The 24,910-nt window shown below is 67.5% G+C and carries 26 protein-coding genes; 9 read left to right on the top strand and 17 right to left on the bottom strand.

Annotated elements, in window-relative coordinates; genetic code table 11:
- Position 1: 1 nt before the first annotated feature.
- Together BM282_RS11535 and BM282_RS11530 are read right to left on the bottom strand one after the other, a co-directional pair.
- On the bottom strand, positions 2-1,003 hold the full coding sequence (locus tag BM282_RS11535; RefSeq protein WP_089881178.1) for a hypothetical protein: 1,002 nt from the start codon (positions 1,001-1,003) through the stop codon (positions 2-4).
- Between the two features lie 378 nt (positions 1,004-1,381).
- The gene (locus tag BM282_RS11530) at positions 1,382-2,212 is read right to left on the bottom strand and encodes a PspA/IM30 family protein (protein ID WP_089880914.1); all 831 of its coding nucleotides are present in this window, start codon (positions 2,210-2,212) and stop codon (positions 1,382-1,384) included.
- A 52-nt stretch (positions 2,213-2,264) separates the two neighbouring features.
- Between BM282_RS11530 and BM282_RS11525 the strand changes: the two genes are divergently transcribed.
- Positions 2,265-2,894 carry a dienelactone hydrolase family protein gene (locus tag BM282_RS11525; protein ID WP_089880912.1) on the top strand — a complete coding sequence of 210 codons (630 nt, stop codon included), beginning with the start codon at positions 2,265-2,267 and terminating at the stop codon, positions 2,892-2,894.
- Here the strand turns inward: BM282_RS11525 and BM282_RS11520 are convergent.
- The 7 genes from BM282_RS11520 to BM282_RS11490 form a co-directional block, all read right to left on the bottom strand.
- On the bottom strand, positions 2,873-3,277 hold the full coding sequence (locus tag BM282_RS11520) for a hypothetical protein (protein WP_175501499.1): 405 nt from the start codon (positions 3,275-3,277) through the stop codon (positions 2,873-2,875). The two genes, BM282_RS11525 and BM282_RS11520, sit on opposite strands and share 22 nt — an antisense overlap.
- A gap of 42 nt (positions 3,278-3,319) precedes the next feature.
- A complete protein-coding gene (locus tag BM282_RS11515; protein WP_089880909.1) occupies positions 3,320-3,643 on the bottom strand; it encodes a transcription factor S in 324 nt (107 codons plus the stop codon).
- 44 nt (positions 3,644-3,687) lie between these two features.
- A complete protein-coding gene (locus BM282_RS11510) occupies positions 3,688-4,227 on the bottom strand; it encodes a hypothetical protein (protein ID WP_089880906.1) in 540 nt (179 codons plus the stop codon).
- A 3-nt stretch (positions 4,228-4,230) separates the two neighbouring features.
- Positions 4,231-5,043: a hypothetical protein gene (locus BM282_RS11505; protein ID WP_089880904.1), complete on the bottom strand. Its 813-nt coding sequence runs from the start codon at positions 5,041-5,043 to the stop codon at positions 4,231-4,233.
- 72 nt (positions 5,044-5,115) lie between these two features.
- Positions 5,116-5,952, bottom strand: coding sequence for an RAD55 family ATPase (locus BM282_RS11500; RefSeq protein WP_089880902.1), 837 nt, complete (start codon positions 5,950-5,952; stop codon positions 5,116-5,118).
- A 24-nt stretch (positions 5,953-5,976) separates the two neighbouring features.
- Entirely contained in the window at positions 5,977-7,026 is a 1,050-nt protein-coding gene (locus BM282_RS11495) for a beta-ribofuranosylaminobenzene 5'-phosphate synthase family protein (protein ID WP_089880900.1), read from the bottom strand.
- Between the two features lie 99 nt (positions 7,027-7,125).
- Positions 7,126-7,443, bottom strand: coding sequence for an RPA12/RPB9/RPC11 RNA polymerase family protein (locus BM282_RS11490; protein WP_089880898.1), 318 nt, complete (start codon positions 7,441-7,443; stop codon positions 7,126-7,128).
- A gap of 652 nt (positions 7,444-8,095) precedes the next feature.
- On the opposite strand from BM282_RS11490, the gene BM282_RS11485 reads away from it, so the two are divergent.
- The gene (locus tag BM282_RS11485) at positions 8,096-8,479 is read left to right on the top strand and encodes a hypothetical protein (RefSeq protein ID WP_089880896.1); all 384 of its coding nucleotides are present in this window, start codon (positions 8,096-8,098) and stop codon (positions 8,477-8,479) included.
- A gap of 13 nt (positions 8,480-8,492) precedes the next feature.
- Here the strand turns inward: BM282_RS11485 and BM282_RS11480 are convergent, their stop codons facing one another.
- Genes BM282_RS11480 through pyrG form a run of 3 tightly spaced genes read right to left on the bottom strand, consistent with a single transcriptional unit; the run spans position 8,493 to position 11,391 of the window.
- Positions 8,493-8,816, bottom strand: a complete 324-nt coding sequence (locus BM282_RS11480) for a DUF7126 family protein (protein ID WP_089880893.1) — start codon at positions 8,814-8,816, stop codon at positions 8,493-8,495.
- Positions 8,813-9,730 (bottom strand): glutamine-hydrolyzing GMP synthase, encoded by a 918-nt coding sequence (guaA, locus tag BM282_RS11475; protein WP_089880892.1) that lies wholly within the window; start codon positions 9,728-9,730, stop codon positions 8,813-8,815. Before guaA ends, BM282_RS11480 begins: the two co-directional genes overlap by 4 nt.
- The gene (gene pyrG / locus BM282_RS11470) at positions 9,730-11,391 is read right to left on the bottom strand and encodes a glutamine hydrolyzing CTP synthase (protein WP_089880889.1); all 1,662 of its coding nucleotides are present in this window, start codon (positions 11,389-11,391) and stop codon (positions 9,730-9,732) included. Before pyrG ends, guaA begins: the two co-directional genes overlap by 1 nt.
- 147 nt (positions 11,392-11,538) lie before the next feature.
- Between pyrG and BM282_RS11465 the strand changes: the two genes are divergently transcribed.
- Positions 11,539-12,306, top strand: coding sequence for a PHP domain-containing protein (locus BM282_RS11465; protein ID WP_089880886.1), 768 nt, complete (start codon positions 11,539-11,541; stop codon positions 12,304-12,306).
- 6 nt (positions 12,307-12,312) lie between these two features.
- Here BM282_RS11465 and BM282_RS11460 read toward each other — a convergent pair whose 3' ends face one another.
- On the bottom strand, positions 12,313-13,581 hold the full coding sequence (locus tag BM282_RS11460) for a saccharopine dehydrogenase family protein (protein WP_089880883.1): 1,269 nt from the start codon (positions 13,579-13,581) through the stop codon (positions 12,313-12,315).
- 132 nt (positions 13,582-13,713) lie between these two features.
- Here BM282_RS11460 and BM282_RS11455 point away from each other — a divergent pair, with 132 nt between their 5' ends.
- Positions 13,714-14,508, top strand: a complete 795-nt coding sequence (locus BM282_RS11455; RefSeq protein WP_089880880.1) for an aldo/keto reductase — start codon at positions 13,714-13,716, stop codon at positions 14,506-14,508.
- 372 nt (positions 14,509-14,880) lie between these two features.
- Here BM282_RS11455 and ppc read toward each other — a convergent pair whose 3' ends face one another.
- Positions 14,881-17,574 carry a phosphoenolpyruvate carboxylase gene (ppc, locus tag BM282_RS11450; RefSeq protein ID WP_089880878.1) on the bottom strand — a complete coding sequence of 898 codons (2,694 nt, stop codon included), beginning with the start codon at positions 17,572-17,574 and terminating at the stop codon, positions 14,881-14,883.
- Between the two features lie 101 nt (positions 17,575-17,675).
- On the opposite strand from ppc, the gene BM282_RS11445 reads away from it, so the two are divergent.
- The 4 genes from BM282_RS11445 (at position 17,676) to BM282_RS11430 (ending at position 21,546) form a co-directional block, all read left to right on the top strand.
- Positions 17,676-17,870 carry a hypothetical protein gene (locus BM282_RS11445; protein WP_089880875.1) on the top strand — a complete coding sequence of 65 codons (195 nt, stop codon included), beginning with the start codon at positions 17,676-17,678 and terminating at the stop codon, positions 17,868-17,870.
- 103 nt (positions 17,871-17,973) lie between these two features.
- Positions 17,974-18,810 (top strand): Rieske 2Fe-2S domain-containing protein, encoded by an 837-nt coding sequence (locus tag BM282_RS11440; protein WP_089880872.1) that lies wholly within the window; start codon positions 17,974-17,976, stop codon positions 18,808-18,810.
- 88 nt (positions 18,811-18,898) lie between these two features.
- Complete coding sequence (locus BM282_RS11435; RefSeq protein ID WP_089880870.1) at positions 18,899-20,479, top strand: succinic semialdehyde dehydrogenase; 1,581 nt, start codon at positions 18,899-18,901, stop codon at positions 20,477-20,479.
- Entirely contained in the window at positions 20,455-21,546 is a 1,092-nt protein-coding gene (locus BM282_RS11430) for an SDR family oxidoreductase (RefSeq protein ID WP_175501497.1), read from the top strand. Before BM282_RS11435 ends, BM282_RS11430 begins: the two co-directional genes overlap by 25 nt.
- Here BM282_RS11430 and BM282_RS11425 read toward each other — a convergent pair.
- From BM282_RS11425 to BM282_RS11415, 3 genes are all read right to left on the bottom strand, one after another.
- Positions 21,529-21,819: a ubiquitin-like small modifier protein 1 gene (locus tag BM282_RS11425; protein WP_089880867.1), complete on the bottom strand. Its 291-nt coding sequence runs from the start codon at positions 21,817-21,819 to the stop codon at positions 21,529-21,531. The two genes, BM282_RS11430 and BM282_RS11425, sit on opposite strands and share 18 nt — an antisense overlap.
- An 84-nt stretch (positions 21,820-21,903) precedes the next feature.
- Positions 21,904-23,109, bottom strand: coding sequence for a TrkA C-terminal domain-containing protein (locus tag BM282_RS11420; RefSeq protein WP_089880864.1), 1,206 nt, complete (start codon positions 23,107-23,109; stop codon positions 21,904-21,906).
- The gene (locus BM282_RS11415) at positions 23,106-24,341 is read right to left on the bottom strand and encodes a potassium channel family protein (RefSeq protein ID WP_089880862.1); all 1,236 of its coding nucleotides are present in this window, start codon (positions 24,339-24,341) and stop codon (positions 23,106-23,108) included. Before BM282_RS11415 ends, BM282_RS11420 begins: the two co-directional genes overlap by 4 nt.
- Before the next feature lie 89 nt (positions 24,342-24,430).
- On the opposite strand from BM282_RS11415, the gene BM282_RS11410 reads away from it, so the two are divergent.
- A complete protein-coding gene (locus BM282_RS11410; protein WP_089880860.1) occupies positions 24,431-24,811 on the top strand; it encodes a cupin domain-containing protein in 381 nt (126 codons plus the stop codon).
- The last annotated feature ends 99 nt before the right edge of the window (positions 24,812-24,910 follow it).

Below are 24,910 nucleotides of genomic sequence, written 5' to 3'. Positions count from 1 at the left end.
GCTACTCCCAGTCGAGGTCCTCGGACCGACTGGCCGACCGCAGGATGAACGGCCCGATGGAGAGCGTCCGCTTCGCGACGGTGGCGATGCGGAGCATGAACGAGAGGAGGACGGCGAACGGTAACAGTGCGACCACCGTCGTCAGCGAGACGACGATGACGAGGTTGTGGACGCCGGCGGTCGCCCCCGTTATCGACCCGATGTTGTTGAGATACAGAATCGCCAGCGAGGACACCGTGAGCGACGGAATCGAGGCGTACAGCATCGCTCGCGAGAGGTTGATGAGCTCCCACTGGAAGTACAGCGTCTTGAAGTGCTCTCGGGCGGGGCCGAAGTAGGTGAGCGTGTTCACCACCTCGTCTAAGGCGTTGCGCGCCTCTTCGCTGAGACCGTCGCGAAACTCGTTCCGGAGACGGCGCGCCTGATAAATCTTCCACGAGTAGTTGAAATCGAGCGCCGCGAGCAACACGTCGAACGTCCCGAACTGCTCTTCTTCGAGTTCGTTCGACACCTCCTCGGAGTGCGAGACGAGACTCTCGACGTACGCGGCGATGCGCTCTTCGTTCTCGTCGTCGCCGGCGGAGGTCTCTTGCAGGTCGTTCGCGCGGTTCTGGACGGCATCGACGAGTGCGCGGAGGAACGCCGACGGTTCCGGCGGGGCCGCGGGTACCTCTAAGTCGTCTTCGACGTCGCTGCGGAACGCCATCGCGCCCTCCATGCGGTCCCGTTGGTCGCCGAGGGGGCCGAGTTCCTGCGAGAGGACGAGCGAGTTGATGGAGACGACGAGGGTGACGCCGGTGATAGTCGCCGTCACGAACGCCTGAAACAGCGTCTCGATGGGGTCGCCGGTGCGGACCGCGGACACGAGCGGTGCGGGGTCGAGGACGCCGAAGACGAGGGCGGCCAAGAAAATCACCGCCAGCGGAATCATCGAGACGAACCACCGGTTCGCGTCGAGGAGGTACCAGAGTTTGATGCGACTCTCGCCGGCGCGTTTTCGCATCGTGTCGCTGGGTTCGCCCTCTCGCTCGTCGCTCGCGTCCTCGTCGGAATCAGCGTCGCTCGCGTCCTCGTCGGAATCGTCGCTCGCATCCTCGTCGACATCCTCACCGTCGTCGCCGCCAGTTCTGTCGGCGTCGGCGTCGGCGTCGCCGCCCTCGCTCTCACGTCGGGTTTCGGCCGCTTCTTCGGCGGCCTCGCGGTCGTTCTGTGGCCCGTCACCGTCTCCGGTACCGCTCCCGGCGTCGCCCGTCCCGCCTCGGTCGGACGTCTCCCGGTCGTCGTCTTTCGACATCGGTCACCTACACCTTTCGAGAGAAAGCGTAAAGCTACCGTGGCCACTCGCGGTCGGTCGGACGAGAGAGGAAAACACTGAGAGGAGTCAGGCGTCGTCTTCGTTCTTCAGCTCTTCGAGTTCGGCTTCGACGTCCTCTTCGGCCACGTCCATCTCTTCGAGTTCCTCGTCCACGTCCGCGCTCGACGATTCCGTCTCGGCGTCTTCGGACGGGGCGGCGGACTTACCCATCTCCGCTTTCAGCGTCTCCAGTTCGCCGTCGACTTCGGCGTTCGACCGACCCGTGGAGAGTTCGCGGTCGATGGCGTCCTTGTCCGACATCACGTCGTCGAACGCGCCGGTGTCGACGAGTTCGTCCATCGCGGCCGAACGGGCCTCCATTTCGTCGGTCTGGTCCTCCGCGCGTTCGAGGGCGCGGCCCACGTCGCCCATCTCGTCGCCGACGCCGGACATCGCCTCGGAGACGCGAGAGGACGCCTCTGCGGCCTCGTAGCGCGCCTTCATCGTCTCCTTCTTCGTGCGGAACTCTTCGATGCGGTTCTGGAGTTGGTTCTTCTTGTCGACGAGGCCGTCCTGCGTCTCCTGTAAGTTGGCTATCTGCGTCTCCAACTCCTCTATCTGGCTCATCTTCGCCTGCTTCTTCTCTAAGGCGCGTCGAGCCAAGTCGTCGCGGTCCTGTCGAACCGCCTCGCGGGCCTGGTCGTTGTGCTTCTCCACGTTCTCTTCGAGACGACGCTTCTGAATCTCCAGTCGCTTCTTCTGCGTCGTCAGGTCGGCGATACCCTGTTTGACCTGCTGGAGTTGGTCACGCATCTTCTCGTAGGAGTAGTCCAGCGTCTCCGAGGGGTCCTCCGCTCGATTCAGGATGGAGTTGATCTTCGACCGGATGACGTAAGACGTGCGTGAGAGGATTCCCATGCCTGTATCTTGTTCACGCTGGCCTTAAAACCTCACGCGGTCAAGATGTCCCGTGACCCAGACTGTCCTCGTTCCGGGTGGTCGCGACGTCCGCGCGACGCTCGATACGGCCGCGAACGACCCCGACGACGACCGAGCGGACGCCGTCGTCGTCGCCTGTCCGCCCCATCCCCAGCACCGCGGCCACCGCGGCGACGAGCGACTCGTGGCGGTGGGCGACGAACTGGGCGAACGCGGCGTCGACTGCCTTCGCTTCGACTACGGGCCGTGGGACGAAGGCTACGGCGAACGCTCCGACACCCGCCGCGCCGTCGAGTGGGCCGGAGAGCGATACGACCACGTCGCTCTGTTCGGGTTCAGCTTCGGCGGTGCGATGGCGCTCTTGGCCGCCGCCGACGGCGCGGCGGTGTCGGCCGTCTCCGCTCTCGCCCCGGCGCACCGACTCGCCGACGATTTGGACGTGGTCGACTCGTTCCCCGAGATTCCGGTTCCCGTGCAGGTGGTGTACGGCACGCGCGACGACGTCGCCGAGGCCCACCTCGTCGCCGAACGCGCCCGCGAGTTCGAGCAGTCGGTCGCCGAACTCGACGCGGACCACTTCTTCGTCGGACAGAGCGCGACGGTGGCGACGACGGTTTCGGAGTTCTTGGTCCCGTGGCTTCAGGCGGCGGAGTCGCGGTAACCCGCGAGGAACCACGCGGCGCCCGCGACGACTGCCGCGACGACGGCGAACGTCCAGAACGCCGCCCACGCCGCCGCGCCGAGACTGTCCGTGTAGAAGAGCGTCACCGCGCCGGCGCCGCCGCCGGCGGCGAACGGCGCGAGGAACGGGGCGTCGGTCCAACTGCCGCCCGCGTTGTGGTACTCGACGGCGTACGCCCAGAGGTTGCCGACGGTGAACTGAAACAGAACGAGCGTGAACAGACCGGCGACGACGGCGGCGAGGACGCGAAACGGGGCGTAGTCGCCGTCGCGGAGCGAAAACGCCGCCCCAGCGAGAAACACGGCGAGCATCACGGCGTGCCACGGGCGGAGTCGGTGCTGGAGACGCGAGCGGAGGGTCATCGTTCGGAAATCACGCCGAGATGACAAGAACGTGTCGCGTCGTCAGTTGTAGCCGCGCCAGCGCTTTCCGCATTCCTTGCACTTGAAGAATCGCGTCGGCGGTTCGTCGGCCGCGCCGGTCTGTTTGATGGTGTACCACGCCTCGCCGTGGCCACAGTCGTCGCAGGTCACGTCAGTCGCCGTCGGTTTGCCCTCGAAGTCCGCGCCCTCCTCCGTCTCGATGACGTCCGAGTCGTCCTGCGCCTCCGTCGAGACGTACTGTTCGGCGAGGTCCGAATCCTGCGTCTGCGTCGCGCCGCAACTCGCACAGACCATCTCGCCGTCCTGATTGTGCATCATCGAACCGCACTCCTCACAGAACTGCATGGTCGGACTAACCCACCTCAGACACTAATGTCGTGCGCCTCGGCTCAGTCGTCGACCATCGGGCAGTTCCGGACGCGGAAGTGGTCGGCGTCGACGACTTCCACGATAGACGTTCGGTCGTGACCGCAGGCGAGTTCGGGCGGGTCGGTGAAGTGCGGACACTGCTGGCAGAACGCGCGCTTCGAGACGACGTGGTCCACGTTGCCGCGGGAGTCTTCGCCGGCGGTCCGTGCGGCCTCGCCGACGCCGACGCCGGACGCCTGCTCGGACTCGCCCGCCAGTTCCGTCCACAGTGAATCCGTGTCCACCGCCTCCACGGCCATCGTCTCGAACGGCGACTCGGGGGGCGAGTCCGCCGCGCCCGCCGGTCCGTCGTCTCCGTTCCGTCGGCGCTCGATGCGCGCGGCGAGTTCGGCGAGTGGTTCGTCGCCGTCGTCAGCGTCCTCCTTCGCGTTCGCGTCGTCGCCGCGAGCGTCACCGTTGCGGGCGTCGTCGGCCGCCGCCTCCGGCTCCGACTCGTCGGCTATCGTCGCCGATTCGAACGGGGAGTCGGCGACGGGTTCAGTCTCGTTCTCGTCGGGCATCCGTCAGGTCCCTCCCCACTCGAATCCGGATTCACCGGTGGACGCCGTCCGGTCCCCCTCCTCGGTCTCAGGTTCTTCGAGTGCGGGGCGGGTTCCGGTCGTGAGCCACGACGACCCGAGCAGTCGCCGTTTGGGTTCGACGCCCGCGAGCGTCTCGCCGCAGTGCGGGCAGTACGGTGCCTCCAGCAGGGCAATTTTGACCGTCTCGGAGCAGGATTCGCACTTCGCCGTCGAGACGCCGGCGCGGTTCGCCTCGCGCTTGAGGTCACCGACGGCCGCGCGTTCCGCGTCGAAGCCCTCTAAGTCCTCGACGCGTCGCCGGAGTTCGACGACGACACCGACCGCCGCTTCGAGGCGGTCCTCGGTCTCTTCGGTGGCGTCCGTGAGGTACTCTAAGATGTCCTCGTAGTTTTCGAAGCCGCGGTCCATCCGCCGTTCGAGCGCCGAGACGTCGTTCGCCACGTCGTCGACGGCGTCGAGGGCGTCGTCGATAGTATCCTGCAACTCGGGATGTGCGTGCGCTTCCGGCGCTTTCGCGTCCGCCTCGCGCTTGACTTGGATAACGCGGTTTCGGAGGTCCGTCACCTTCTCGTCGAGGTCCGTCTCGACGGACGAGACGCGGCCGTCGACGGCGGTCAGTCGTTCTTGGACCCGCCGAAGCGGGTTCGGCCCGCGCTCTCGACTCTCGTCGACCATCCGGTACGCGGCGAGTGCGCGCGCCGTCACGTCCGCGCGACTCGTCCCCAGTTCCGATGCTTTCTGTTCGGCCCACCGTTCGAGTTCGTCCGAGGTGGTCTCCACCCGTTCCCCTCCCATTCGTCCGAACGTTACGCTATTCTAACTTAAATATTGTCTGCGGTGGTGTCGTATTTTCGAACTGATAGGAGGTCAACGGATCTTCCGCACGTCGCTCACGTCGAAGCCGCCGTCGTGAATCTGCGTCTCGAACCGGACGATATCCTCGGATTCCAGACGCGAGAGGACGCCGCGGAACTCCTGGACGACGAGGGTTCGCGCTCGTTTCGACCCGCCCGTCTCCCACTGGAACTGGAGGGTGCCGTCGACGGCGTCCATCAGGTGTCCGAGTTGCGTGGGTTCGAGCGTGTCGCGACTCACGACGGCGAGGATGAGACCGCCCCACCGGTGTGCGGCCTTCGTGATGCCGCGCATCACCATCGAGAGGTCGTTCCACGACATGTCGTCGGAGACGGCCGCCACGAGGTCCGTGACGGAGTCGATGACGACGAGGTTGTCCGCGGCGTTGTCGTCCAAGTAGTCACCGAGGGCGGTCAGCACGGGTTCGCCGCTGTGGCGTTCGCCGAGGTCACGGAGCGTCTTCGCCTCGCCCGCGTACCACTCGTGCGGGATGGGACTCGGACGGAAGTACTCCGCGGAGAAGTCTCGAAAGCGGATTCGGTCGCCCGCGGTGTCGACGATGGTGTCGTCGAACACGTACGACATCTCCTGTCGGAGACTCGACTCGTCGGCGGTGAACGACAGGTAGTGAACCTCGTTCGGCGGGACTGACTCTTCGTGTACGTCGCCGTAGTAGAGTTCGAACAGGTCGTCGTCGACGCCGTGGAGGGCGTTCATCGTCGCACTCGTGAACACGAACTCGCGGGCACCGGCTCCGGGTTCGCCGACGAGGAGGACGACCGAACCGGGTGGTGCGCCGCCGTCGACGATGCGGTCGAGGCGGGAGACGCCGAACGGAATACTCTCCATGTCCGCCTCTCACCGTCCCGTCCGTTAACCGTTTCGGGGACTCGGGCCGTCGTCCGCGTCCGCATCTCCGCCCGCGTCTGCTCTCTCGTTCCCGTCCGCGACTGTGTCTCCGTCTACCGACGCTCCCGTGTTCCGTCCGCGGACCACGAGTACCTCGCCGCCGACGCCGGCGGCGGCCAGTGCTTCGCGGCCCGCCGCGCGCGCCTCGTCGACGTGTGCCGCGTCCGTGACGCCGTAGACGGCCGGCCCCCACGAGGACTGTCCAGCGCCGTAGCACGCCGGGTCGTCCTCCAGCGAGGCGACGAGTTCGCCGACGGGCGGGCGGTAGACGCCGCCCTGTTCGTCGGCGTACCACGTGCCGTTGAGACGGCCCATCTCCGCGACCGCCTCGCCGAAGCGCGCGGCACTCCCGTCGGCGACGGCCGGGAGCAGCCGACGCGAGAGGACGCCGGAGATTCGGTCGGCGACGGCGGGGTCGGCGCGTTCGACGACGGAGCGCATGCTCTCGTCCTCCTCCTCGCCGCTCTGTCCGGGGTCGGCGTCGGGGACGACGACGAGGAACCGCCAGTCATCCGGGACGGGGTGGCGCGCGGCGACGGCCGGGACGGTCCAGTCGCCGTCGGCGGGCCGGTCGGTCGTAAAGCGCGCCGTCGGGTGGCCGGCGTCGACGAGGACGCCGCCCGTCTCGAAGGTGGCGACGCCGATGCCCGACCGCCCGCCGCGTCCGAGACGCGGCGCGAGCGCTCGAACGGACACGTCGCGGTCGTGTGCCCGCGCGACGGCGTCGAGGACGGCCAGCGCGAGTTGCGTCCCGCTTCCGAGTCCGGCGTGTCGCGGGAGCGTCGACTCCACGTCCACGTCGGCACCGGGCACGTCGAGGATGTCGACGGCGCGTTCGACGTACGCGCGGGCGTCGCTATCGCGACACCGGACGGCCTCGGCCGGTTCGGCGACGACGGTGGTCCGCGGTTCGTCGAGTCCGACGCCGAGTCCGCCGTACAGTCGCTGGTGAGCGAGACTCAGGTTGAGAAAGCCGAAGTGGAGGCGGGCACCGGTCGAGACGCGGACGCTCATCGGGCCAACTATCCGACCGTCGAGTATGTGGGTTTCGGCGGTGGCAACTCTGGTCGGCGCCCTCCGGACGAGCGGTTCGCACTCCGGGTGCGAGTTCCGTCAGGAGTCGCGCCACTTGTGGCCGCACTCGACGCAGGTGAACAGCCGAACCTCGTAGGAGCCGCCCGGCTTCGGCATCATCTCGTAGTAGGCCCGGCCGCTGTCGCAGTCGTCCGCCGGGCACGGCTCCCGCACCGTCTCGGATGAGCCCTGAGTCGCGTCGACCACGGTCGGTGCCCCGTCGTCCTGCTGTCCGTCCCGGGTCGCCATCGCCGCTTCGGCTTGCGAGTCCCTCGGCTCCTCGTACTCGCACGAGCGACACACCCACGCGTCGCCCTCCGTGTGCATGAGCGAACCGCACTCGTCACAGAATTGCATGTGAACTAGGGAGACACGGTCGCCGGATATACGTGTGAGTTCCCGGTTCGTTCGGGCTTCACGAACTGTCCGCAACTGCGGATTCGAACAGTGCCAACGGGGTCGCAGGGAGGACCGAATGCGGGGAGTCTGATGGGGTGCGTCTGCCTGTGGGGGTGTCGGGTGGGTGGTGAGTGCGTCTGCCTGTGGGGGTGTCGGGTGGGTGGTGAGTGCGTCTGCCTGTGGGGGGGTGTCGGGTGGGTGGTGGGTGGTGGGTGCGTCTGCCTGTGGGGCCGATGTCGAGTCGTGGACGGGGTGGGGTGGGAGCAATCCACGGGTTCGACATCGTACGCGCCTCGGGGACGGCGCGTTCACGCTCCACCGTCGGGATGGGCGACGACGCGTGCGGGGACACGCGCCGACCGCGGCGACTCGCTGCGGGCCGCCGGAGTCGCGTCGCCGTCCGACTGCGATGCGCACGCCGCGTCACCGCACTCGTTCCTTGGGACGGGAGGTACTTCAACCGGGCCGACCCTGATACCGGATTTAGCCGTTTACAGCGTGTAGGCAGGCATTAATCGACGTTGATTCGGCTAAATCGTCTGACGCCTGTCGTGCGCACCGGGCGACGCCGGCCCGAAGGGATAGTTCGCTCCGGACCCGACGCACGGACGTGCCAACCAACGACGACGCTCCGCACGCGAACTGGGCCGAAGCCGACGCGGACGAACACGTCCACCAGAAGTACGACCCGCGTCCGGTGACGCGGTTCGACCGGGTGAGCGACGACGCCCGGTCGCCGTCGCTGTGGCTTCGACCGGTCGACCCGAACACGGAACACGCCGAGACCGAACGGTACGGCGTCTCCGTCGTTCGAGAGGGAGAAGAAGGGAACGAACCGTTCGCGCACACCGAGGGGTTCGAGGCGGCCCGACGGGTCGCGAAGGCGTTCGTCGAAGCGTACGAGAGAGCGGTCGACGGCGGGAGCGACAGCCCGATAGAGGCGGGAAAAGAGGCCGCACGCTCCGCCGACGACGCCGTGTCCGCTCCCGTCTGAGTTCTCGCTCGGCCTACGCGCCGACGAGTTCCTCTGCGACCACGTCGGCCGCGAGGAGGTCGGGGTCCACGGAGAGGTCCGCCTGTCCGCGCGCGTACTCCGGGAGCGAGTCGCGCGAGTAGGCGACGACGCGGATGTTCGGGTTCGCTTCGCGCGCGACGGGGATGCTGGAGGCGTCGTCCATGTCGGTGAGGACGAGCGTCTCCGCGGTTTCGACGCCGGCGTCGACGAGGGTGTCGCGGTTCGCGATTCCTTCGACGCGCACCAACTCGACGCCGAGGTCGGTCAACGCGTCGCCGAGGCCGTCTTCGTCTGGTCCTGCGATGAGCACGGTCATTCGTACTCGATGGTCGCAGGCGGCTTGTGTGTTACGTCGTAGACGACGCGCGCGACGTTCTCGTTCTGCCCCGTGATGCGCGACTGGATGCGCTGGAGCGTCTCCCACGGCAGTTCCTGGGCGCGCGCGGTCATCCCGTCGCGCGATTCCACGGAGCGAACGGCGACGATCCAGCCGTGAACGCGGTTGTCGCCTTTCACGCCGGTGGCCTTGCCGACGACGGCACCGAACGCCTGCCACGGGTCGTGTTTCTCGACTTCCTCCTCGACGACGTGGCACGCGTCGCGGGCCACCTCGACTTTCTCCTTCGTCACCTCGCCGACGATGCGGACGGCGAGTCCGGGGCCGGGGAACGGCATCCGTTCGGCGACGACCGATTCGAGGCCGAGTGCGCGAGCGACCTCTCGCACCTCGTCTTTGTACAGGTCGCGGACGGGTTCGACGATGCCCTCGAAGTCCACGACGTCCGGCAGGCCGCCGACGTTGTGGTGCGATTTGATGTTGCCTTCGGACTCGATGCGGTCGGGGTAGATGGTCCCCTGCACGAGGTAGTCGGCGTCGGTGTCGCGCGCCTCGCGTTCGAACTCGCGAATGAACTGCGCGCCGATGGCTTCGCGTTTCCTCTCGGGGTCGACGACGCCTTCGAGTTCGTCGAGGAAGCGGTCCTCCGCGTCGACGATGCGGAGGCTCTCCATGAACGAGAACGTCTCGCGAATCTGGTCTGTCTCGCCTTTGCGCATCAGGCCGGTGTCGACGTAGACGGGCGTGAGTTGCTCGCCGATGGCCTCGTACGCCAACGCGGCGGCGACGGAGGAGTCGACGCCGCCCGAGAGGGCGATGATGGCGTGCGCGTCGCCGACCGTCTCGCGAATCTCTTCTTTGGCCTCTTCGATGAAGGAGTCGGTGTCGACCATCAGGCCTGCACCTCCGGGTCCGCGACGAGGTCACGGGCGTCCAGTTCGTCGAGGACGGCGCGCACGAAGCCGAGGAACGGCGGACTCGCGCGGTCCGGGCGGGACCGGAACTCGGGGTGGAACTGCGTTCCGAGGAAGTACGGGTGGTCCGTTCGTTCGAGTATCTCCATGCGGTTGTCTGCACGCCCGGAGAACGTCAGTGCCCCGTCTTCGAGTTCGTCGATTCGGTCGGGAGCGACCTCGTAGCGGTGGCGGTGCCGTTCCGTGCAGACGGTGTCGCCGTAGACGTGCGCGGCCAACGAGTCCGCGGCGATGTCCGTCTCGTGCGCGCCGAGGCGCATCGTCCCGCCCATGTCTTCGGTCTCGTACTGTTCGGGCAGGAGGTCGATGACCGGGTAGGACGTGTCGGGGTCGAGTTCGACCGAGTGCGCGTCCTCGTAGCCGAGGACGTTGCGCGCGTGTTCGACGACGGCCATCTGGAAACCCAGACAGAGTCCGAGGAAGGGAACGTCGTTCTCGCGGCAGTAGCGGATGGCCTCTATCTTCCCGGCCGTCCCGCGCGTGCCGAACCCGCCGGGGACGACGACGCCGTCGGCCTCTTTCAGACGATTCGTGTGCTTGTCGAGCATCTCGTCGGAGTCGACCCAGAGCACGTTCACGTCGGTTTTCGTCTCGATACCGGCGTGCTTCAGCGCCTCGTTGACCGACATGTACGCGTCTTCGAGGTCGTACTTGCCGACCAGGGCGATGTCGACCTCCTGTTCGCGCTCTCGGGTGACGAGTTCGCGCCAGCGACTGTCCCGGTCCGCCTTCGGGAGTGCCTCCCCGGCCAGGCCGAGGCGGTCCATGACGTACTCGTCGAGTCCCTCCTCTTCTACCATCAGGGGAACGTGGTAGATGTCTTCCACGTCGGAGTTCGAGAAGACGGCCTCGGTGGGCACGTCGCAGAACAGCGCTATCTTCTCTTTCGTCTCGGGGTCGAGTTCGTTCGAACTGCGGCCGACGAGGATGTCGGGTTGCAGACCGATGCTCCGCAGTTCCTTCACCGAGTGCTGCGTTGGCTTGGTCTTCTGCTCGCCGTTCTTCGAGTACGGGACAAGGGTGACGTGCGTGAACAGGATGTCCTCGTCCTCTTCCTCGTGGGCGAACTGGCGGAGCGATTCGAGGAACGGCATTCCCTCGATGTCGCCGACGGTGCCCCCGACTTCGACGATGCAGACGTCCGTCCCCGCGGCCGCCTCGCGGATGCGCCGCTTGATGTCGTCGGTGACGTGCGGGATTATCTGGACGGTCTTTCCGAGATAGTCTCCGGCGCGTTCTTTCTGGATGACGTGCTGGTACGTCTTCCCCGTCGTGACGTTGTGGTCGGAGGTCATGTCCACTCCGAGGAAGCGCTCGTAGTTCCCCAGGTCGAGGTCGACTTCCCCGCCGTCTTTCAGGACGTACACCTCGCCGTGTTGGTACGGGTTCATCGTCCCCGCGTCGACGTTCAGGTACGGGTCGACTTTGACCGCCGTCACGTCGAACCCGGCGTTCGAGAGCAGTCGGCCCGTACTGGCGGCGGTGATGCCCTTGCCCAACCCCGACATCACGCCTCCGGTTACGAAAATGAACTTCCGACCCAACGAGGGGTCGTACCCGGTTTCGGGTTCCTTCGGCATACCGAGTGTGTGCCAGCGCACCTCAAAACCGTTTCGGAGCGACCGATTCTTTGCCAGAGCGACCCACGTTGTCCTGCGCTGAGAGGTCCGTCCGTGGCCGTCGCGTCCGAAGCTACTACCGCCCCCACGCCGTATCGCTCCTCGAACGTGTACGACTACCACCTCCACTCGAACTACTCAGACGGCGGGTTCCTTCGGTCGATGCTCGCCGCCGCCGAGAACGCGGGCCTCTCGGGCGTCGGTATCGCCGACCACTGCATGGTGCTCGACGCCGACTGGGCGGTCCAGGCTCGCCGCGAGTACGGCTTCAACTTCGACGTGACGTACGAACGCCGACGCGAGGCGCTCGACTCGCTGCGTTCGGAGTTCGACCTCCGCATCTTCGACGCCGCCGAAGTCGACTACGACCCCGCGTCCGAGGCCGAGATTCGCTCGTTCCTCGCCGACGCCGACTTCGACTACGCCGTCGGGAGCGTCCACGAACTCGACGGGCGGAACGTCCACGACGCCGACCACTTCGCCGCCCTTCCGGAACGCCGTCGCCGCGAACTGGTCGAGACGTACTTCGACAGACTCGTCTCTCTCGTCGACTCGGAACTGTTCGAGATAGCCGCACATCCCGACCTGATAGAGCGAACTCCCGCACTCAGGGGGCTGGCGACCCGAGAACAGTACGAACGGGTCGCCGACGCGTTCGCGGCGTCGCGAACGGTCCCCGAGGTGAACGCCGGGCGCGTCCGCCGCGAGTACGGCGAGTTCCACCCGACGCCAGCGTTCTTCGACGTCCTTCGCGACAGAGGCGTCTCGTTCACCCTCGGGTCCGACGCGCACGCGCCCGAGGACGTGGAACCACTCGCCGAGGAACTCGCCGGGTTCGCCGAGCGAACCGGTCTCGACCCGGTCGAACTCGTCTGAACCGACCTACTCGTCCTCGACGGTGCCCGCTTCGGTCTCGCGGCGGCGAATCGCGGGTTCCGCGTCGTCCGAGAGGGCGCGCGGCGTCGGTCCATCGCCCTCGGCACCGGCGTCTGCGGCCGCGTGGTCGTCTCCCGCGTCCGCCGTCTCCGCGTCCGCGTCGTCGCCGAGTGCCGCGTCCGCCGCCTCGCGTTCCGGCCCCGACTGCCGGGCGACGACTTCGTCGTCTTTCAGGTCGACGCGTTCGACGCCCGGGACTTCGAGAATCAGGTCCGGGCCGAACGCCGCCGCGGGCGTCTGGTACCCCGTCGGGGCGTCGCCCGCGAGGACTCTCTCCGCGCAGAGCAGTGCCGCCTCGACGGTGACCTCGTACGTGTCTGGCGTCCGGAGGCGGGAGACGAGACGTTCGCGCGAGGTGCGGACTTCGCCCCAGATGCGGGCCTCACTGGTGGAGCGCTTCTCTTCGTCCGGACCCTCGACGTACGTCTCGACGAGGCGTCGGAGCACCGATTTGACGGGGGTCGACTCCAAGACGCCGCCGAGATAGCGCGTCGCGGTGAGAGCGCGGCGGCCGCCGGCGGGCAGCGAGAGGTAGACTTCGATGTTCGGGATTCCGGTCGTGAAGTACGCCGTCGACACGTCGCCCCACGGGATGGTGACGGCCCGGTGGAGGCCGTCGCCGAAGTCGATGGCGCGGGTCTTGTGGCCGACGGGGGTCCACCGGAGGTCACCGTCCCGTCGCACGGCACCGCCGCCGCTCATGTCGCCGAGTGCGGTCTTGAGCGTTCCCGGCGAGACGCCGCCGTCCGATTCGAGCGCGAGCGTGAGGTGCGTCGCGTCCGGCAGTCGGTCTTTCAGGTGGGCGGCGAGACAGTCCGTCGGCACCACGTCGAACCCGACGCCGGGGAGGAGGGTGACGCCGGCCGCTTCGGCCTCGTCGCCGCGGCGTTTGATGCGCTCGAAGACGGGGAGTTCGCCCGTGATGTCGAGGTAGTGCGTCCCCGTCTCGATGCAGGCGTCGACCACGTGGTCCGCCGTCTCGGCGAACGGCCCGGCGCAGTTGAGGACGACCGAAACGTCGTCTAGGAGGTTGGCCGTCTGCGACACGTCGAACGTCCGATACGGCAGGTCGAGTTCGGTGGCGACCTCTCGGGTCTTCACCTCGTCGCGGCCCGCGAGGACCACGTCGAAGTCGCGTTCGGCCGCTTCTTCGGCGACGAGACGGCCGGTGTATCCGTAGGCACCGTAGACGAGGAGTCGAGCGTCGTCGGTCATGTCTCCACGTTCGACCGACGGAGGGTTATTCGTACCGGCTTGCGGTCGGCCGACTGCGGGAACCAGTGTCGAGAACCAGCGTCCTCTGCCGCGACCGGTGCCGTTGACACCGCGGCGCGAGAGCCACCGGATATGGACATCCCCGAACTCGGCTTCGGCACCTACCAGATGGACGAGCGAGACGAGTGCGTCGACGCCGTCGAACTCGCGATGGAGGTCGGCTACGAACACGTCGACACCGCCCAGGGCTACGACAACGAGGAGTACGTCGCCGAGGGCCTGGCGGGCGTCGACCGCGACGAGGTGTTTCTCGCCTCGAAGATAGACACCGACAACCTCGGCTTCGACGACGTCCTCGACTCGACGCACGAGAGCGCGGAGAAACTTCAGGTGGACAGCATCGACCTGATGTACGTCCACTGGCCGATCAACACCTACGACCCCGACGAGACGCTCCCGGCCCTCGACGAACTCGTCGACGAGGGCGTGATAGAGCGCGTGGGTCTGAGCAACTTCCGCCCGGACCAGCTAGAGGAGGCCATCGACACACTGGACGCACCGCTGTACGCCCACCAGGTCGAGATGCATCCGATGCTCCCGCAGGAGGAACTGCACGAGTTCGCCGTCGAACACGACCACCAACTGGTCGCCTACTGCCCCATCGCCCGCGGTCAGGTGGCGGACGTCGAGGAGATTCAGGCGGTCGCCGAAAAGCACGAGGCGAGTGCGGCGCAGGTGTCGCTGGCGTGGTTGATGCAGAAAGAGAACGTCACGGCCATCCCGAAGGCCGCCTCCCCCGACCACATCCGCGAGAACGTCGGCGCCCTCGAACTCGAACTGGACGACGAAGACGTCGAGAAGATAGACGGAATCGAGGAGCGGACGCGCATCGTCGACTTCGACGAGGCGCCGTGGAACCAGGTCTGACCCGACCGCCGGCCCGGACGAAATCGTGACATCGAGACACTCGTTATCACGCCGCTAAGACCGTCTCGGTGGGAGACAGGTCCGCTCGAGGCAGTAAAGCTTACAAATATTCGTCATAGATTTCGAACATGGGAGTGGCCGTGGTGGCGTGCCCACACTGTGGGCAGATGGTGGAGGCACCGTGTCCGACAGACGCTCGTACGGGGGGCGCACGTCGACGATTGAAACCAGAGTATCGGGCCGCACGCACCGTCTGTCCGGAGTGCGGGTCGCAGTACGACATCAGAGAACCGTAGCACCGTCGCGCACCGGTGGGCGGCGACGGGGGGCACCCGACCGGCGGGCGTCGCGTCCCTCGTTCGCCCGCGACGGTTATCCGGTGTTTTTCATCCCCGCCGCGATACCTTTCACCGTCAGCCGAAGCGTCCGTTCCTCGGCGTCGGTTCGGTGCGTCTGCGACAGCAGGTGCGTCTGCAACAGGTTCAGCGGGTCGACGTACGGATTTCGGCGGCGGAGACTCTCGTCCAACCACTGTCGCTTGAGGAGCGACTCGCGTCCGCTCACGTTCAAGACGATGTCGCGGGCGCGTTCGTACTCGTCCTGCAAGCGCGGGTAGAACGCCTCTCGCAGGTCGTCGTCGGCGAGCGCCGCGTAGTGTTCGGCGATGCCGAAGTCCGTTCGCGCGAGTGCGAGCGACGCGTTGTCGAGCGTCGTCCGGAAGAACGGCCACTCGTCGTACATCTCGCGGAGCGTCGCCACGTCGCCGCCCTCGTCGAGGTACGTCTGGATGCCCGTTCCGAGCGCGTACCATCCGGTGATGATACAGCGCGACTGCGTCCACGAGAACACCCACGGAATGGCCCGCAGGTCCTCGACGGTGCGTTCGCCGGAGCGAGAGGCCGGGCGAGAGCCGAGGTTCAGGTCCTCGATGACGCCGATGGGCGTCGCCTGTCCGAAGTACGAGACGAAGCCGTCGGACTCCAAGAGGCCGCGGTACTCCGCTCTGGCCGCCGTCGCCATCGTATCCATCGCGTCGGCCCACTCGTCGGGGACGTCGTCCTCGGGTTCGTGGAGCGCCTCGTGGCGCGCGCGAACCTGCGCGTTCAGCATCTGTTCGAGGTTGCGTTCGGCGATGCGCGGGTTGGCGTACTTCTCGGCGATGGCCTCGCCCTGCTCGGTGAACTTTATCTGGCCCGTTACCGTCTCGTTCGGGAGCGCCAGCATCGCCTCGTTCATCGGGCCGCCGCCGCGAGAGATGGAACCGCCGCGGCCGTGGAACAGACGCATCTTCACGTCGAAGTCCTCGCAGATGTCGGCGAGTCGGCGCTGGTTCTTGTACAGGTCCCAGTTGGCCGCGAGGTAGCCGTTCTCCTTGTTCGAGTCGGAGTAGCCGAGCATAATCTCCTGGACGCCGTTGCGGGCGGCCAGCACCTTCTGGTACGCCTCGTTCTCGAAGAGCGTCCCCATGATGCGGCGCGCGCCGTTGAGCGCCGACTCGGTTTCGAGAAGCGGGACGACGTCGAGTCCGCAGTGGTCCGGCAGCGAGACGACGCCCGCCTGGTCCGCCAAGAACAGCACTTCGAGGACGTGGCTCGGCTCTTCGGTCATCGAGATGCAGTAGGTGTCGATGGCGCCGACGCCGTACTCCTTCTGCCACTCGCCGAGCTTCTCGAAGCGCGTCAGGACGCGCTGGCCCGTCTCGGAGAGGTCTTCGAGGTTCTCGAAGTCGAGAAGCGGTTCCTCCTGGAGAATCGCCTCGGTCAGCACCTCGGTACGGCCCTCCTCGTCGCGCCCGAGGTAGTCGATTCCCTCCTGCGAGAGCGCCTCGTGGACGGCCTCCGTGTGGTTCTCCTGGTGGTCGCGCAGGTCCAGACTGGCGAGGGTGAAGCCGAACGTGGCCACCTGTCGCATCAGCGGACTGAGATACTCGTCGGCGACGACTTCCGCGCCGTTGTTCCGGAGGCTCTGGTCGATGACTTCGAGGTCCGAGAGCAGTTCCTCGTGGCCCGCGTAGCCGTCGGGGCGGACGTCCTCGATGCGGCGGATACGCTCGCGCATCAGTTTCAGCTTCTGTCGGTACGGCTCGTTCGGGTAGCGTTCCTCCGTCTCCGCGGCGACGACGGGGAGACGCTCACGGTCGGCGACGAGCGACCGTTCGAGGTCCGAGCCCACTTCGACGCGCGAGCCGTCCTGACTGAGGACGCCCGAGAGTTCCTTCAGCGCGTCGCTGTACTTCTCCAAGACGACGGAGCGCTGGCGTTCCAGCGTGTCCTCCGTCACCTCAGGGGTGACGAACGGATTGCCGTCGCGGTCCGACCCGGCCCACGACCGGAACTCGAACAGTTTCGGGACGTCCACCTCGGGGTACTCCTCCGCCAGAACGTCCTCGAACTCGGCGTACACCTCGCCGACGACGTCGAACAGGATGGATTCGAGATACCACTGGACGTTCCGCGCCTCGTCCTGCGGTTCGGGGCGACGCCCGCGGACCTGCGACGTCTGCCAGAGGCTCGTCACTTCGGCGTCGACCTTTCGCCACAACTGCTGGCGCTCGCGGTCGGTGAGGCGCCGTTCGTCCATCTCCTCGATACGGGCCGCGATGGCGCGAAGCTTCGCTTTGACCGTCTTCCGCCGCGCTTCCGTCGGGTGAGCGGTGAACGTCGGTTCGATGAGGACGTCGTTCAGGACGCGCTGGACTGTCTCCGGGTCGGCGTCGCCGTCGGCGAACGACTCCACGGTGGCGACGAGGCCGTCTTCGAGCGTGCCCTCTTGGGAGGACTCGCGAATCGTTCGGACGCGCTCTCGCTCTTCCGCGAGGTTGATGAGTTCGAAGTACGTGGTGAACGCGCGTGCGACGACGCTCTCACCGTCCGGGGAGAGTCCGTCGAGTACTTGGCTCAGCCGCGTCCGCGACTCTAAGTCGCCCTTGCGGTAGTCGATGGCGGCCGTCCGGATGTCTTCGACCGTCTGGAACGACTCCGTGGACGACTGCGCCTCCAAGACGTCGCCGAGAAGTGCCCCGAGTTCTCGGACGTCCTGTCTGACGTCTCTGGTGTGTAACTCCATACCTCGAAGTATACTCGCCGGCGTGTAAAAGCCCACGAGTCGGTAGAAAATTTTGCCCGGAGAGGCGCCATCCACTTGTCCGCTCGCGGCCTATCTCCGGTATGCTCCTGAGAGCACTCGCACTCGGTCTGGGCGTCGTCGAACTGCTCCGCCCGAAGGAATTCACGGACTTCTGGCTGAAACTCGTGACGAAGGGCGACACCGAGGCGCGGGCGTGGGTGTACCCCATCGTCCGCCTCGAAGGCCTCGTGTTCGTCCTCTGGGCGTTGACGCGCGGACGCGGCGACTCCTCGTGAGGACGGCGGATTCGACTGCCGCACCAGCGACGCCTCCACGTCGGGTGGTCTGAGCGAACGTGGGTTTCGTCATGCTTTTTACCGGCCGGACGAAGGTTCCAGTATGAGCGACAAGTACCCGGACGACTCGGGTCGTCGCCGGTTCGTCAAGGGTGTCGTGGGGGGCGCGACACTCGCTGGCGTCGGGGCGACGGGCGCGGCCGCTATCAACTCTGCGACGACTTCCCCCGGTGCGGGCGGCGGGTCGACGCAGGCGTACGCCATCGAGAACATCGCGGGACCGGCCCCGCGCGGGATGCCGCAGATTCCCCTCGAGATAGACAGCGAAGGCTACCTCAAAGGCGTCTGGCCCGAGGTGAAAAGCGTCACGCAGAACGGTATCACGGTCCAAATCGCAGAGACCGAGGACTTCAAAGGCTCCGGCGTCACCTACTCCTCGGAGTGGTTCCAGTACTGCGGCGTCGAGTCCTACGGCGGTATCCAACCCGACTACGACTCTGACAACTACTTCGTCTCGGGGTCGAACCCCGGGTACGCGTGGCAGTCCGAGGCCTACTCGGAGGGCGACCGCCTCCACGTCGACGACTTCTCGGACTACAGAGAGTGGGGCAACGGCGTCGGTCAGGCCGGCCTCGGCAAGCCCGCGACCGGTCGCTGGCGCTCCGAGGACGCCGAGGACGTCATCCCCATCCAGGTCATCCGCTCCGAAGAGATCATGGAGTTAGCCGAGGAGGACCCATGGATAGAGGCCTCCACGCAGGAGGGCTTCGTCGCCTGGCTGAACAAGTGTACGCACTTCTGCTGCGTCCCGAAGTACAAGACCGAGGGCTCCGCGAAGTTCAACGCGGAGAACGACGTCTACTGCCAGTGCCACCAGTCGGTGTACGACCCCTACAGCATCGTTCAGACGCTGTTCACGGCCCGACCGCGACCTAACTGACCGGCGACTCCCGCTTCGACCCCGCGCAGTCTGCGACGTCTTCTCACGTTTCACCTCGTTTATACAGCACCCGACCGAACTGAGAGCCATGACGCTCTCGACGCAGACGACCGTCCGCCGGTTCGAGTTCGACGCTCTCGCGGACGACGTCACCACCGTTTCGGACCGTCCCACGCTCGCCGTCGAGTCACCGTTCGACGGCGAGACGCTCGGAACGGTTCCCGCCTGTGACGCAGACGACGTTCGCGCCGCCTACGAACGCGCCCGGGAGGCGCAGTCGGAGTGGGCGGACCGACCGCTACGCGACCGGGTCGCGGTCTTCGAGGCGTTCCACGACCGAGTGCTCGACGAGCAGTCGTCGCTGTTGGACGTCGCACAGGCCGAGACGGGCAAGTCGCGCGTCGACGCCCACGAGGAGGCCATCGACATCGCCGCGACGACGCGGTACTACGCGAACCACGCCGGGTCGTACCTGTCGAGTCGCCGGCGAGGCGGCGCCGTCCCGGTGGCCACGCGAGCGACGGAACACCGCCACCCCGTCGGCGTCGTCGGAATCATCTCGCCGTGGAACTACCCGCTCACGCTCGCCATCTCCGACGCCGTCCCCGCCCTCCTCGCGGGCAACGCCGTCGTCCTGAAACCCGACGAGGGGACGCCGTTCTCGGCGCTTCGACTCCGCGAACTCCTCGTCGAGTCGGGCCTCCCGGAGGACCTCTTCCCCGTCGTCACCGGCTACGGCGACGAACTCGGCGAGTCGATGGTGGAGGAAGCGGACTACGTCTGTTTCACCGGGAGCACCGACGTCGGCCGCGTCGTCGCCGAAACCGCGGGACGGAACCTCGTCGACTGCTCGCTCGAACTCGGCGGGAAGAACCCGATGCTCGTCCTCGCTGACGCCGACGTGGAGGCCGCCGCCCGGAACGCGGCGAACGCCTCGTTCTCGAACGCGGGGCAGTTGTGCATCTCCATCGAGCGAATCTACGTCGACGGCGAGGTCAGAGACGAGTTCGTGGACGCGTTCGTGAAGGAGGCCCGCCGACTCACGCTCGGGTCGGGGTACGACTTCGACTACGACGTCGGAACGCTCGCCTCCGAACGGCAGTTGGAGAAGGTCGAATCGCACGTCGAGGACGCCGCGGAGAAGGGCGCGTCGGTGCTGACGGGCGGACGGAGACGCGAAGACGTCGGCCCGTACGCCTACGAACCGACCGTGCTGACGGACGTGACGCCCGAGATGACCTGTGCGACCGAGGAGACGTTCGGTCCCGTCGCGGCCGTCTACGAGGTGTCGGGCATCGCCGACGCCGTCGAACGGGCGAACGAGGGTCCGCACGGACTGAACGCGAGCGTCTGGTCCGAGGACACCGCGCGCGCCGAACAGGTCGCAGAGCGAATCGAGGCCGGGACGGTGAACGTCAACGACGGCTACGCGGCCGCGTGGGCGTCGCTGGACGCCCCGATGGGCGGCGTGGGCGACTCCGGTATCGGCCGCCGACACGGCGAAGTCGGCATGACGCGCTTCACGGAGTCCCAGACCGTCGCCACACAGCGAGGCCGCCCGCTCACGCGGCCTTCGGGCGTCCCCCGCGGCGTCTGGACCTTCTTCCTGAACGCGAACGCGCGACTGACCGACCGACTCACCGCATGGCGACGCGGCGGCGGCGAGTGAGCGTCTTCCTCACGGGGTTTCCGGGCTTTCTCGGGTCCGCGCTGGTCGACCGTCTCCTCGACCGGACCGACCGCGTCGACTGTCTCGTGCAGTCGGCCCACCGAGACGAAGCGGAGCGACGCGCCGCCGAAATCGCGGGCACGGACTGGGCAGACCGGATTCGACTCCACGAGGGCGACCTGACGGACGCGAGGGTGGGACTCGCCGACGACCGGTACGAGAGACTCGCGGACGACGCCGACGAGGTGTTCCACCTCGCGGCGGTGTACGACCTCGGCGTCGAACGCGAACTCGCGAGGCGCGTCAACGTCGAGGGAACGGAACGCGTCCTCGACTTCACCGAACGCGCGGACGCGAGACTCCAGTACGTCAGCACCTGTTACGTCAGCGGCCGGTACGGCGGCGTGTTCGACGAGGCGATGCTTCGGGAGGGCCAGTCGTTCACCAACCACTACGAGGAGACGAAGTATCTCGCCGAAGTCGCCGTCCGCGACCGGATGGCCGACGGACTCGCGGCGACCGTCTACCGCCCCGCGATAACCGTCGGCGACAGTCGGACGGGCGAGACGCAGAAGTACGACGGGCCGTACTACCTGATTCGGTTCCTGCTTCGCCAGCCTCGTCTCGCGGTGTTTCCGCGACTCCGCGGCGCGACGACGACGGAATTGAACGTCGTCCCCCGCGACTACGTCGTCGACGCTATCGACGCCCTCTCGCGAACGGACCGCGCCGTCGGCACGACGTACAACCTGTGTGACCCGCACCCGCCCACCGTCGCCGACGTCCGGAGTATCCTCGCCGCGGCGACGGACCGGCGCGTCCTCTCGGTGCCGACGTCGCAGTCGCTCCTGACTCGCGTGCTCTCCGTCGAGCGCGTTCGCCGGTGGACCGGCGTGGACCCGGCCGTCGTGCCGTACTTCACGCACCCGACGCGCTACGTCTGCCCGAACGCGCGCCGCGACTTGGCGGGGACGGGCGTGTCGCCGCCGGCGTTCGGCGCGTACGCTCGGACGCTGGTCGAGTACGTCCGCGACCACCCAGACGTCCCCTCAGACGCGATGGTGTGAGCTGGCACCGCCGCTGACCGGGGGAAACAGCGCGAGTTCGTCGTCTTCCTCCACGCTCTCGGAGAGCGACGCGTCGTCACCGTTCCGGAGGAGGTTCACGTGGTCCGCGAGGGTGCCGTCGTCGAAGACGCGGGCGCGGAGGCCGTTCCGTCCGTCCAACAGTGCGTCGAGTGCGTCTTCGACCGTCGCGCCGTCTCCGACGGTGACGGTGGTCTCTCTGTCGCCGGCCACCTCCGCGAGGTCGGCGAACAAACGCCAACGTACGGTCGTCATACCTCGGTATGCCTGCCGGGAGGACATGAGTATTGCGCCGCAGTCTGTCGGTCGGTGTCTCCTCCGTGTCGGTCGCCGTTCTCGTCAGTCGTCGTCGTTTCGGGCCGCGTCCGCGGGCGGTTCCTCGTCGCCTTCGGCCGCCCGCGCGACGCGACGAATCGTCTCGGGGCGGGCGACGAGAAACAGCGTGTCGCCGACCGCGAGTTCGCGCGACCGGGCCGGAATCGACTCGACGGGTCCCTCGGCGGGCGCGACGGCGACGACGGTGGTGTTCAGGTCTCGCAGCGTCGTCCCGACGAGTTCGCTCCCCGCCGCCACCCGCACCGTCTCCATCGTCTCGTCGGCCGCGCGGAGCAACGAGGTGAACTCGTGTTCCGCGCCGGGGTCCGACGGGAGCGTGAGGAGGCGGTACGTCGCCGCGTGGTCGAGTCGTTCGGCCTCCGATTCGTCTAGCAGGACGGTCGCGACGTCGTCCGTCGTCGCGCGGAGTTCGGCGCTGGCGACGCGTTCCGGGTCGCCGTCGTCGCCGACGGTCCAGAGTTGCACGGCGTCGCCCGCGGACGCTCCCGCGCCGGGGTCGCCGCGGACGGCGACGGCCGCGACGCCCGGCGGCATCGTCGGCCCCAACCCGGCCGCGCGGCGGCCGAGCGCGAGATACGACACCTCGTCGTCCGCGTCCAGTTCGACGTCGACGTGGCCGACGCCGTAGTCCTCCTTGATTCGGGTGACGAGTCGGTCCACGAGTTCGTCGCTCGTGAGTTGACGCGGGAACAGCAGTCGTTTGCCCGCCATGGCCGTCTTTCGCTCCGCGGGGACGGCGTCGTAGCCGTCGATGTCACCGATGTCGTCGGCGTCGGGCAGTTCGACGACCGTCACTCGGCCGACCGTTCGCACGATGCGCCCGACTTCGGCGTCTATCGAGGTGGCACCGGCGACGGCGAACACGTCGGTCGCGATTCGGTCGCCGACCGTTCGACCGACCGGCGAGACGGCGATGGCGCCGACGAGGATGGTCGAGTTCACGAGCACCGTCGCCGGGTCGAAGACGGCCGCCGGGTCCTCCGTCGTCGTCTTCAGGAGGCCGACGGCGTTCAGGTAGACGGCCGTCGACGACCCGCCGAACAGCGCGGCCAACCACGTCGGAGCGACGTCGCGGGTGTACCAGCGGTAGAGTATCGCCGCCGCCGCGGAGATACCCGCCGAGAGGGCGACGAGTCCGAAGACGAGCGGTGCTTGGGCGAACACGACTCCGAGCAGGTCGGTGACTCGGCCGAGTTGAAGCGGCGTCACGCCACCACCTCCGAGAACGCGGTCAGGTCGGGGTACGCACCGGTGACTATCAACTCGTCGCCGGCGGCGACCGCCTGCCCGCCGCGGGGGGCGACGGTCCACTTCCCCTCGTGTCTGACCGCGAGGACGACGACGTCGTGCCGGTCGCGGACGTCGGCCTCGCCCAGCGTCAATCCGTCTAAGACGCCGCCTTCGCGGGCGGTGAGCCGCCGGAACCGCTTGCCCGAGCGACGGAGGAGGGTGACCAACTCGAACTCGCGTCGGACGCCGCGCGACCGAACGAACAGGGCGACGTCGTCGGTCGCGAGGAGCGTCGACGCGTCCTGTCGGCGGACGGCGAGCGTCACGCGCGACTCCCCGCCCGCCGCGGTCGGAACCGTACCCGTGGGTGCGGTGTCGACGCCCCCGTCCGTGACGGTACCGACGTCGACGTCCTCCTTCGGGGCGGCTTTGTCCGGCTTCTTCCCGCCGTCGGCGACGCCGAGGACGCGAGCCACGAACGTCTCCTCGCCGGCGAGGACCGTCACCTCGTCGCCGCGGGCCGTTCCCGTCGGGACGAGTGCCGTCACGGAGACGGCGCGTTCACCGGGCTGGAGCCGCTTCGAGAGTCCGCTCGTTCCGGGGGCCGCCGCGACGGTTGCGCGGGCGCGTTCGTCCAGCGTCACCTCGACCTCCGCGAGGTCGAAGTCGGTTCGGAGGCGGTCCTCGACGCGCGTCTCGATGTCGAGAAGCGGCACGTCGGCGGGGAACGTCCACTCGCCCGCGCGAATCTCTTCGCGGAGGGCCGCGGGAAGCGGTGGGTACCCTTCGACGTCGCCGACTTCGCCGACGACGCTCACGCGCACTTGGCCGCGCCCGCCGACGAGTTCGACCACGTCCGAAGAGAGCGTCCGCGCCGTGAGTTCGCGCAGCGAGAGCTTCTTCGGGAGGTTCGCGCCCATCTTGTCGCCGAGGCTGTGCGCGTACAGCGTCACCATCAGGACGACGAGGAGGGCGACGGTGAGTCGCACCTGGTTGTCCGAGACGGTGACCGCCGGGTCCGCGAGCGCGAGGAGGCCGCCGTTCAGCCCCGCGATGGCGACGCCGAGACCGACGACGGCGAGGCCGGGGATGGTGATTCCCGTGAAGTACCGAAAGACGAAGCCGAGTGCCCACGCGATGAGCGCCGGGACGAACCCGGTCAGCACACCGAGGTAGAGTCCGTAGAGCAGTTCGACCGGCAGTGGTTCCATCTGAACGTTCCTCTCGACTGGAACGAGTTACGTGTATCGTCCGCGCGGTTCGCCGCAGGCTTATCGCTCGGCGTCCCGTCGACGAGGCTATGTCCGACACCGAAGCGGTCCGTCCGGTGAACCTCGCCGACGCCTTCGAGACGTTCTCCGAGACGTGGTCGCCGCGTCTCGCCGCCGAGTCGAACGGGCAGGCCGTGAAACTCGCGAAGTTCGAGGACGCATTCGTCTGGCACAGCCACCCCGACGCCGACGAACTGTTCCTCGTCGTCGACGGGTCGGTGACGCTCGAACTCCGCGACCAGGCGGACGTCCGCCTCGACGCCGGGGAGATGGCCGTCGTCCCTCGCGGCGTCGAACACCGCCCCGTCTCCGAGGCGGGGGCGAACGTCCTTCTCTTCGAACCGACGGGGACGGCGAACACCGGCGACGCCGAGCGGTCGGCGAAGTCCGCCGACGTGGTGGACCTGTAGCCGGGTCGGCGGTGCGTGGGCAGTGCGTCAGCGATGCGTCGGCGGTACGTCGACGAGTGTGGCAGTCGTCCCCGCGGCCGTCCACCGCCGCTCGCTGTC

Origin of the sequence: Halogeometricum limi, from assembly GCF_900115785.1 — an archaeon.
Classification (GTDB): domain Archaea; phylum Halobacteriota; class Halobacteria; order Halobacteriales; family Haloferacaceae; genus Halogeometricum; species Halogeometricum limi.
Note: the sequence above shows the minus strand (reverse complement) of the source record. Positions and strands in the feature narration are given on the sequence as shown.

What these genes read in the sequence shown, in the direction of transcription:
- BM282_RS11535 (WP_089881178.1), bottom strand. Translation starts at nt 1,003, where the DNA reads ATGCGAAAACGCGCCGGCGAGAGTCGCATCAAACTCTGGTACCTCCTC.
- BM282_RS11530 (WP_089880914.1), bottom strand. Translation starts at nt 2,212, where the DNA reads ATGGGAATCCTCTCACGCACGTCTTACGTCATCCGGTCGAAGATCAAC.
- BM282_RS11520 (WP_175501499.1), bottom strand. Translation starts at nt 3,277, where the DNA reads ATGACCCTCCGCTCGCGTCTCCAGCACCGACTCCGCCCGTGGCACGCC.
- BM282_RS11515 (WP_089880909.1), bottom strand. Translation starts at nt 3,643, where the DNA reads ATGCAGTTCTGTGAGGAGTGCGGTTCGATGATGCACAATCAGGACGGC.
- BM282_RS11510 (WP_089880906.1), bottom strand. Translation starts at nt 4,227, where the DNA reads ATGCCCGACGAGAACGAGACTGAACCCGTCGCCGACTCCCCGTTCGAA.
- BM282_RS11505 (WP_089880904.1), bottom strand. Translation starts at nt 5,043, where the DNA reads ATGGGAGGGGAACGGGTGGAGACCACCTCGGACGAACTCGAACGGTGG.
- BM282_RS11500 (WP_089880902.1), bottom strand. Translation starts at nt 5,952, where the DNA reads ATGGAGAGTATTCCGTTCGGCGTCTCCCGCCTCGACCGCATCGTCGAC.
- BM282_RS11495 (WP_089880900.1), bottom strand. Translation starts at nt 7,026, where the DNA reads ATGAGCGTCCGCGTCTCGACCGGTGCCCGCCTCCACTTCGGCTTTCTC.
- BM282_RS11490 (WP_089880898.1), bottom strand. Translation starts at nt 7,443, where the DNA reads ATGCAATTCTGTGACGAGTGCGGTTCGCTCATGCACACGGAGGGCGAC.
- BM282_RS11480 (WP_089880893.1), bottom strand. Translation starts at nt 8,816, where the DNA reads ATGACCGTGCTCATCGCAGGACCAGACGAAGACGGCCTCGGCGACGCG.
- guaA (WP_089880892.1), bottom strand. Translation starts at nt 9,730, where the DNA reads ATGGTCGACACCGACTCCTTCATCGAAGAGGCCAAAGAAGAGATTCGC.
- pyrG (WP_089880889.1), bottom strand. Translation starts at nt 11,391, where the DNA reads ATGCCGAAGGAACCCGAAACCGGGTACGACCCCTCGTTGGGTCGGAAG.
- BM282_RS11460 (WP_089880883.1), bottom strand. Translation starts at nt 13,581, where the DNA reads ATGACCGACGACGCTCGACTCCTCGTCTACGGTGCCTACGGATACACC.
- BM282_RS11455 (WP_089880880.1), top strand. Translation starts at nt 13,714, where the DNA reads ATGGACATCCCCGAACTCGGCTTCGGCACCTACCAGATGGACGAGCGA.
- ppc (WP_089880878.1), bottom strand. Translation starts at nt 17,574, where the DNA reads ATGGAGTTACACACCAGAGACGTCAGACAGGACGTCCGAGAACTCGGG.
- BM282_RS11445 (WP_089880875.1), top strand. Translation starts at nt 17,676, where the DNA reads ATGCTCCTGAGAGCACTCGCACTCGGTCTGGGCGTCGTCGAACTGCTC.
- BM282_RS11440 (WP_089880872.1), top strand. Translation starts at nt 17,974, where the DNA reads ATGAGCGACAAGTACCCGGACGACTCGGGTCGTCGCCGGTTCGTCAAG.
- BM282_RS11435 (WP_089880870.1), top strand. Translation starts at nt 18,899, where the DNA reads ATGACGCTCTCGACGCAGACGACCGTCCGCCGGTTCGAGTTCGACGCT.
- BM282_RS11430 (WP_175501497.1), top strand. Translation starts at nt 20,455, where the DNA reads ATGGCGACGCGGCGGCGGCGAGTGAGCGTCTTCCTCACGGGGTTTCCG.
- BM282_RS11425 (WP_089880867.1), bottom strand. Translation starts at nt 21,819, where the DNA reads ATGACGACCGTACGTTGGCGTTTGTTCGCCGACCTCGCGGAGGTGGCC.
- BM282_RS11415 (WP_089880862.1), bottom strand. Translation starts at nt 24,341, where the DNA reads ATGGAACCACTGCCGGTCGAACTGCTCTACGGACTCTACCTCGGTGTG.
- BM282_RS11410 (WP_089880860.1), top strand. Translation starts at nt 24,431, where the DNA reads ATGTCCGACACCGAAGCGGTCCGTCCGGTGAACCTCGCCGACGCCTTC.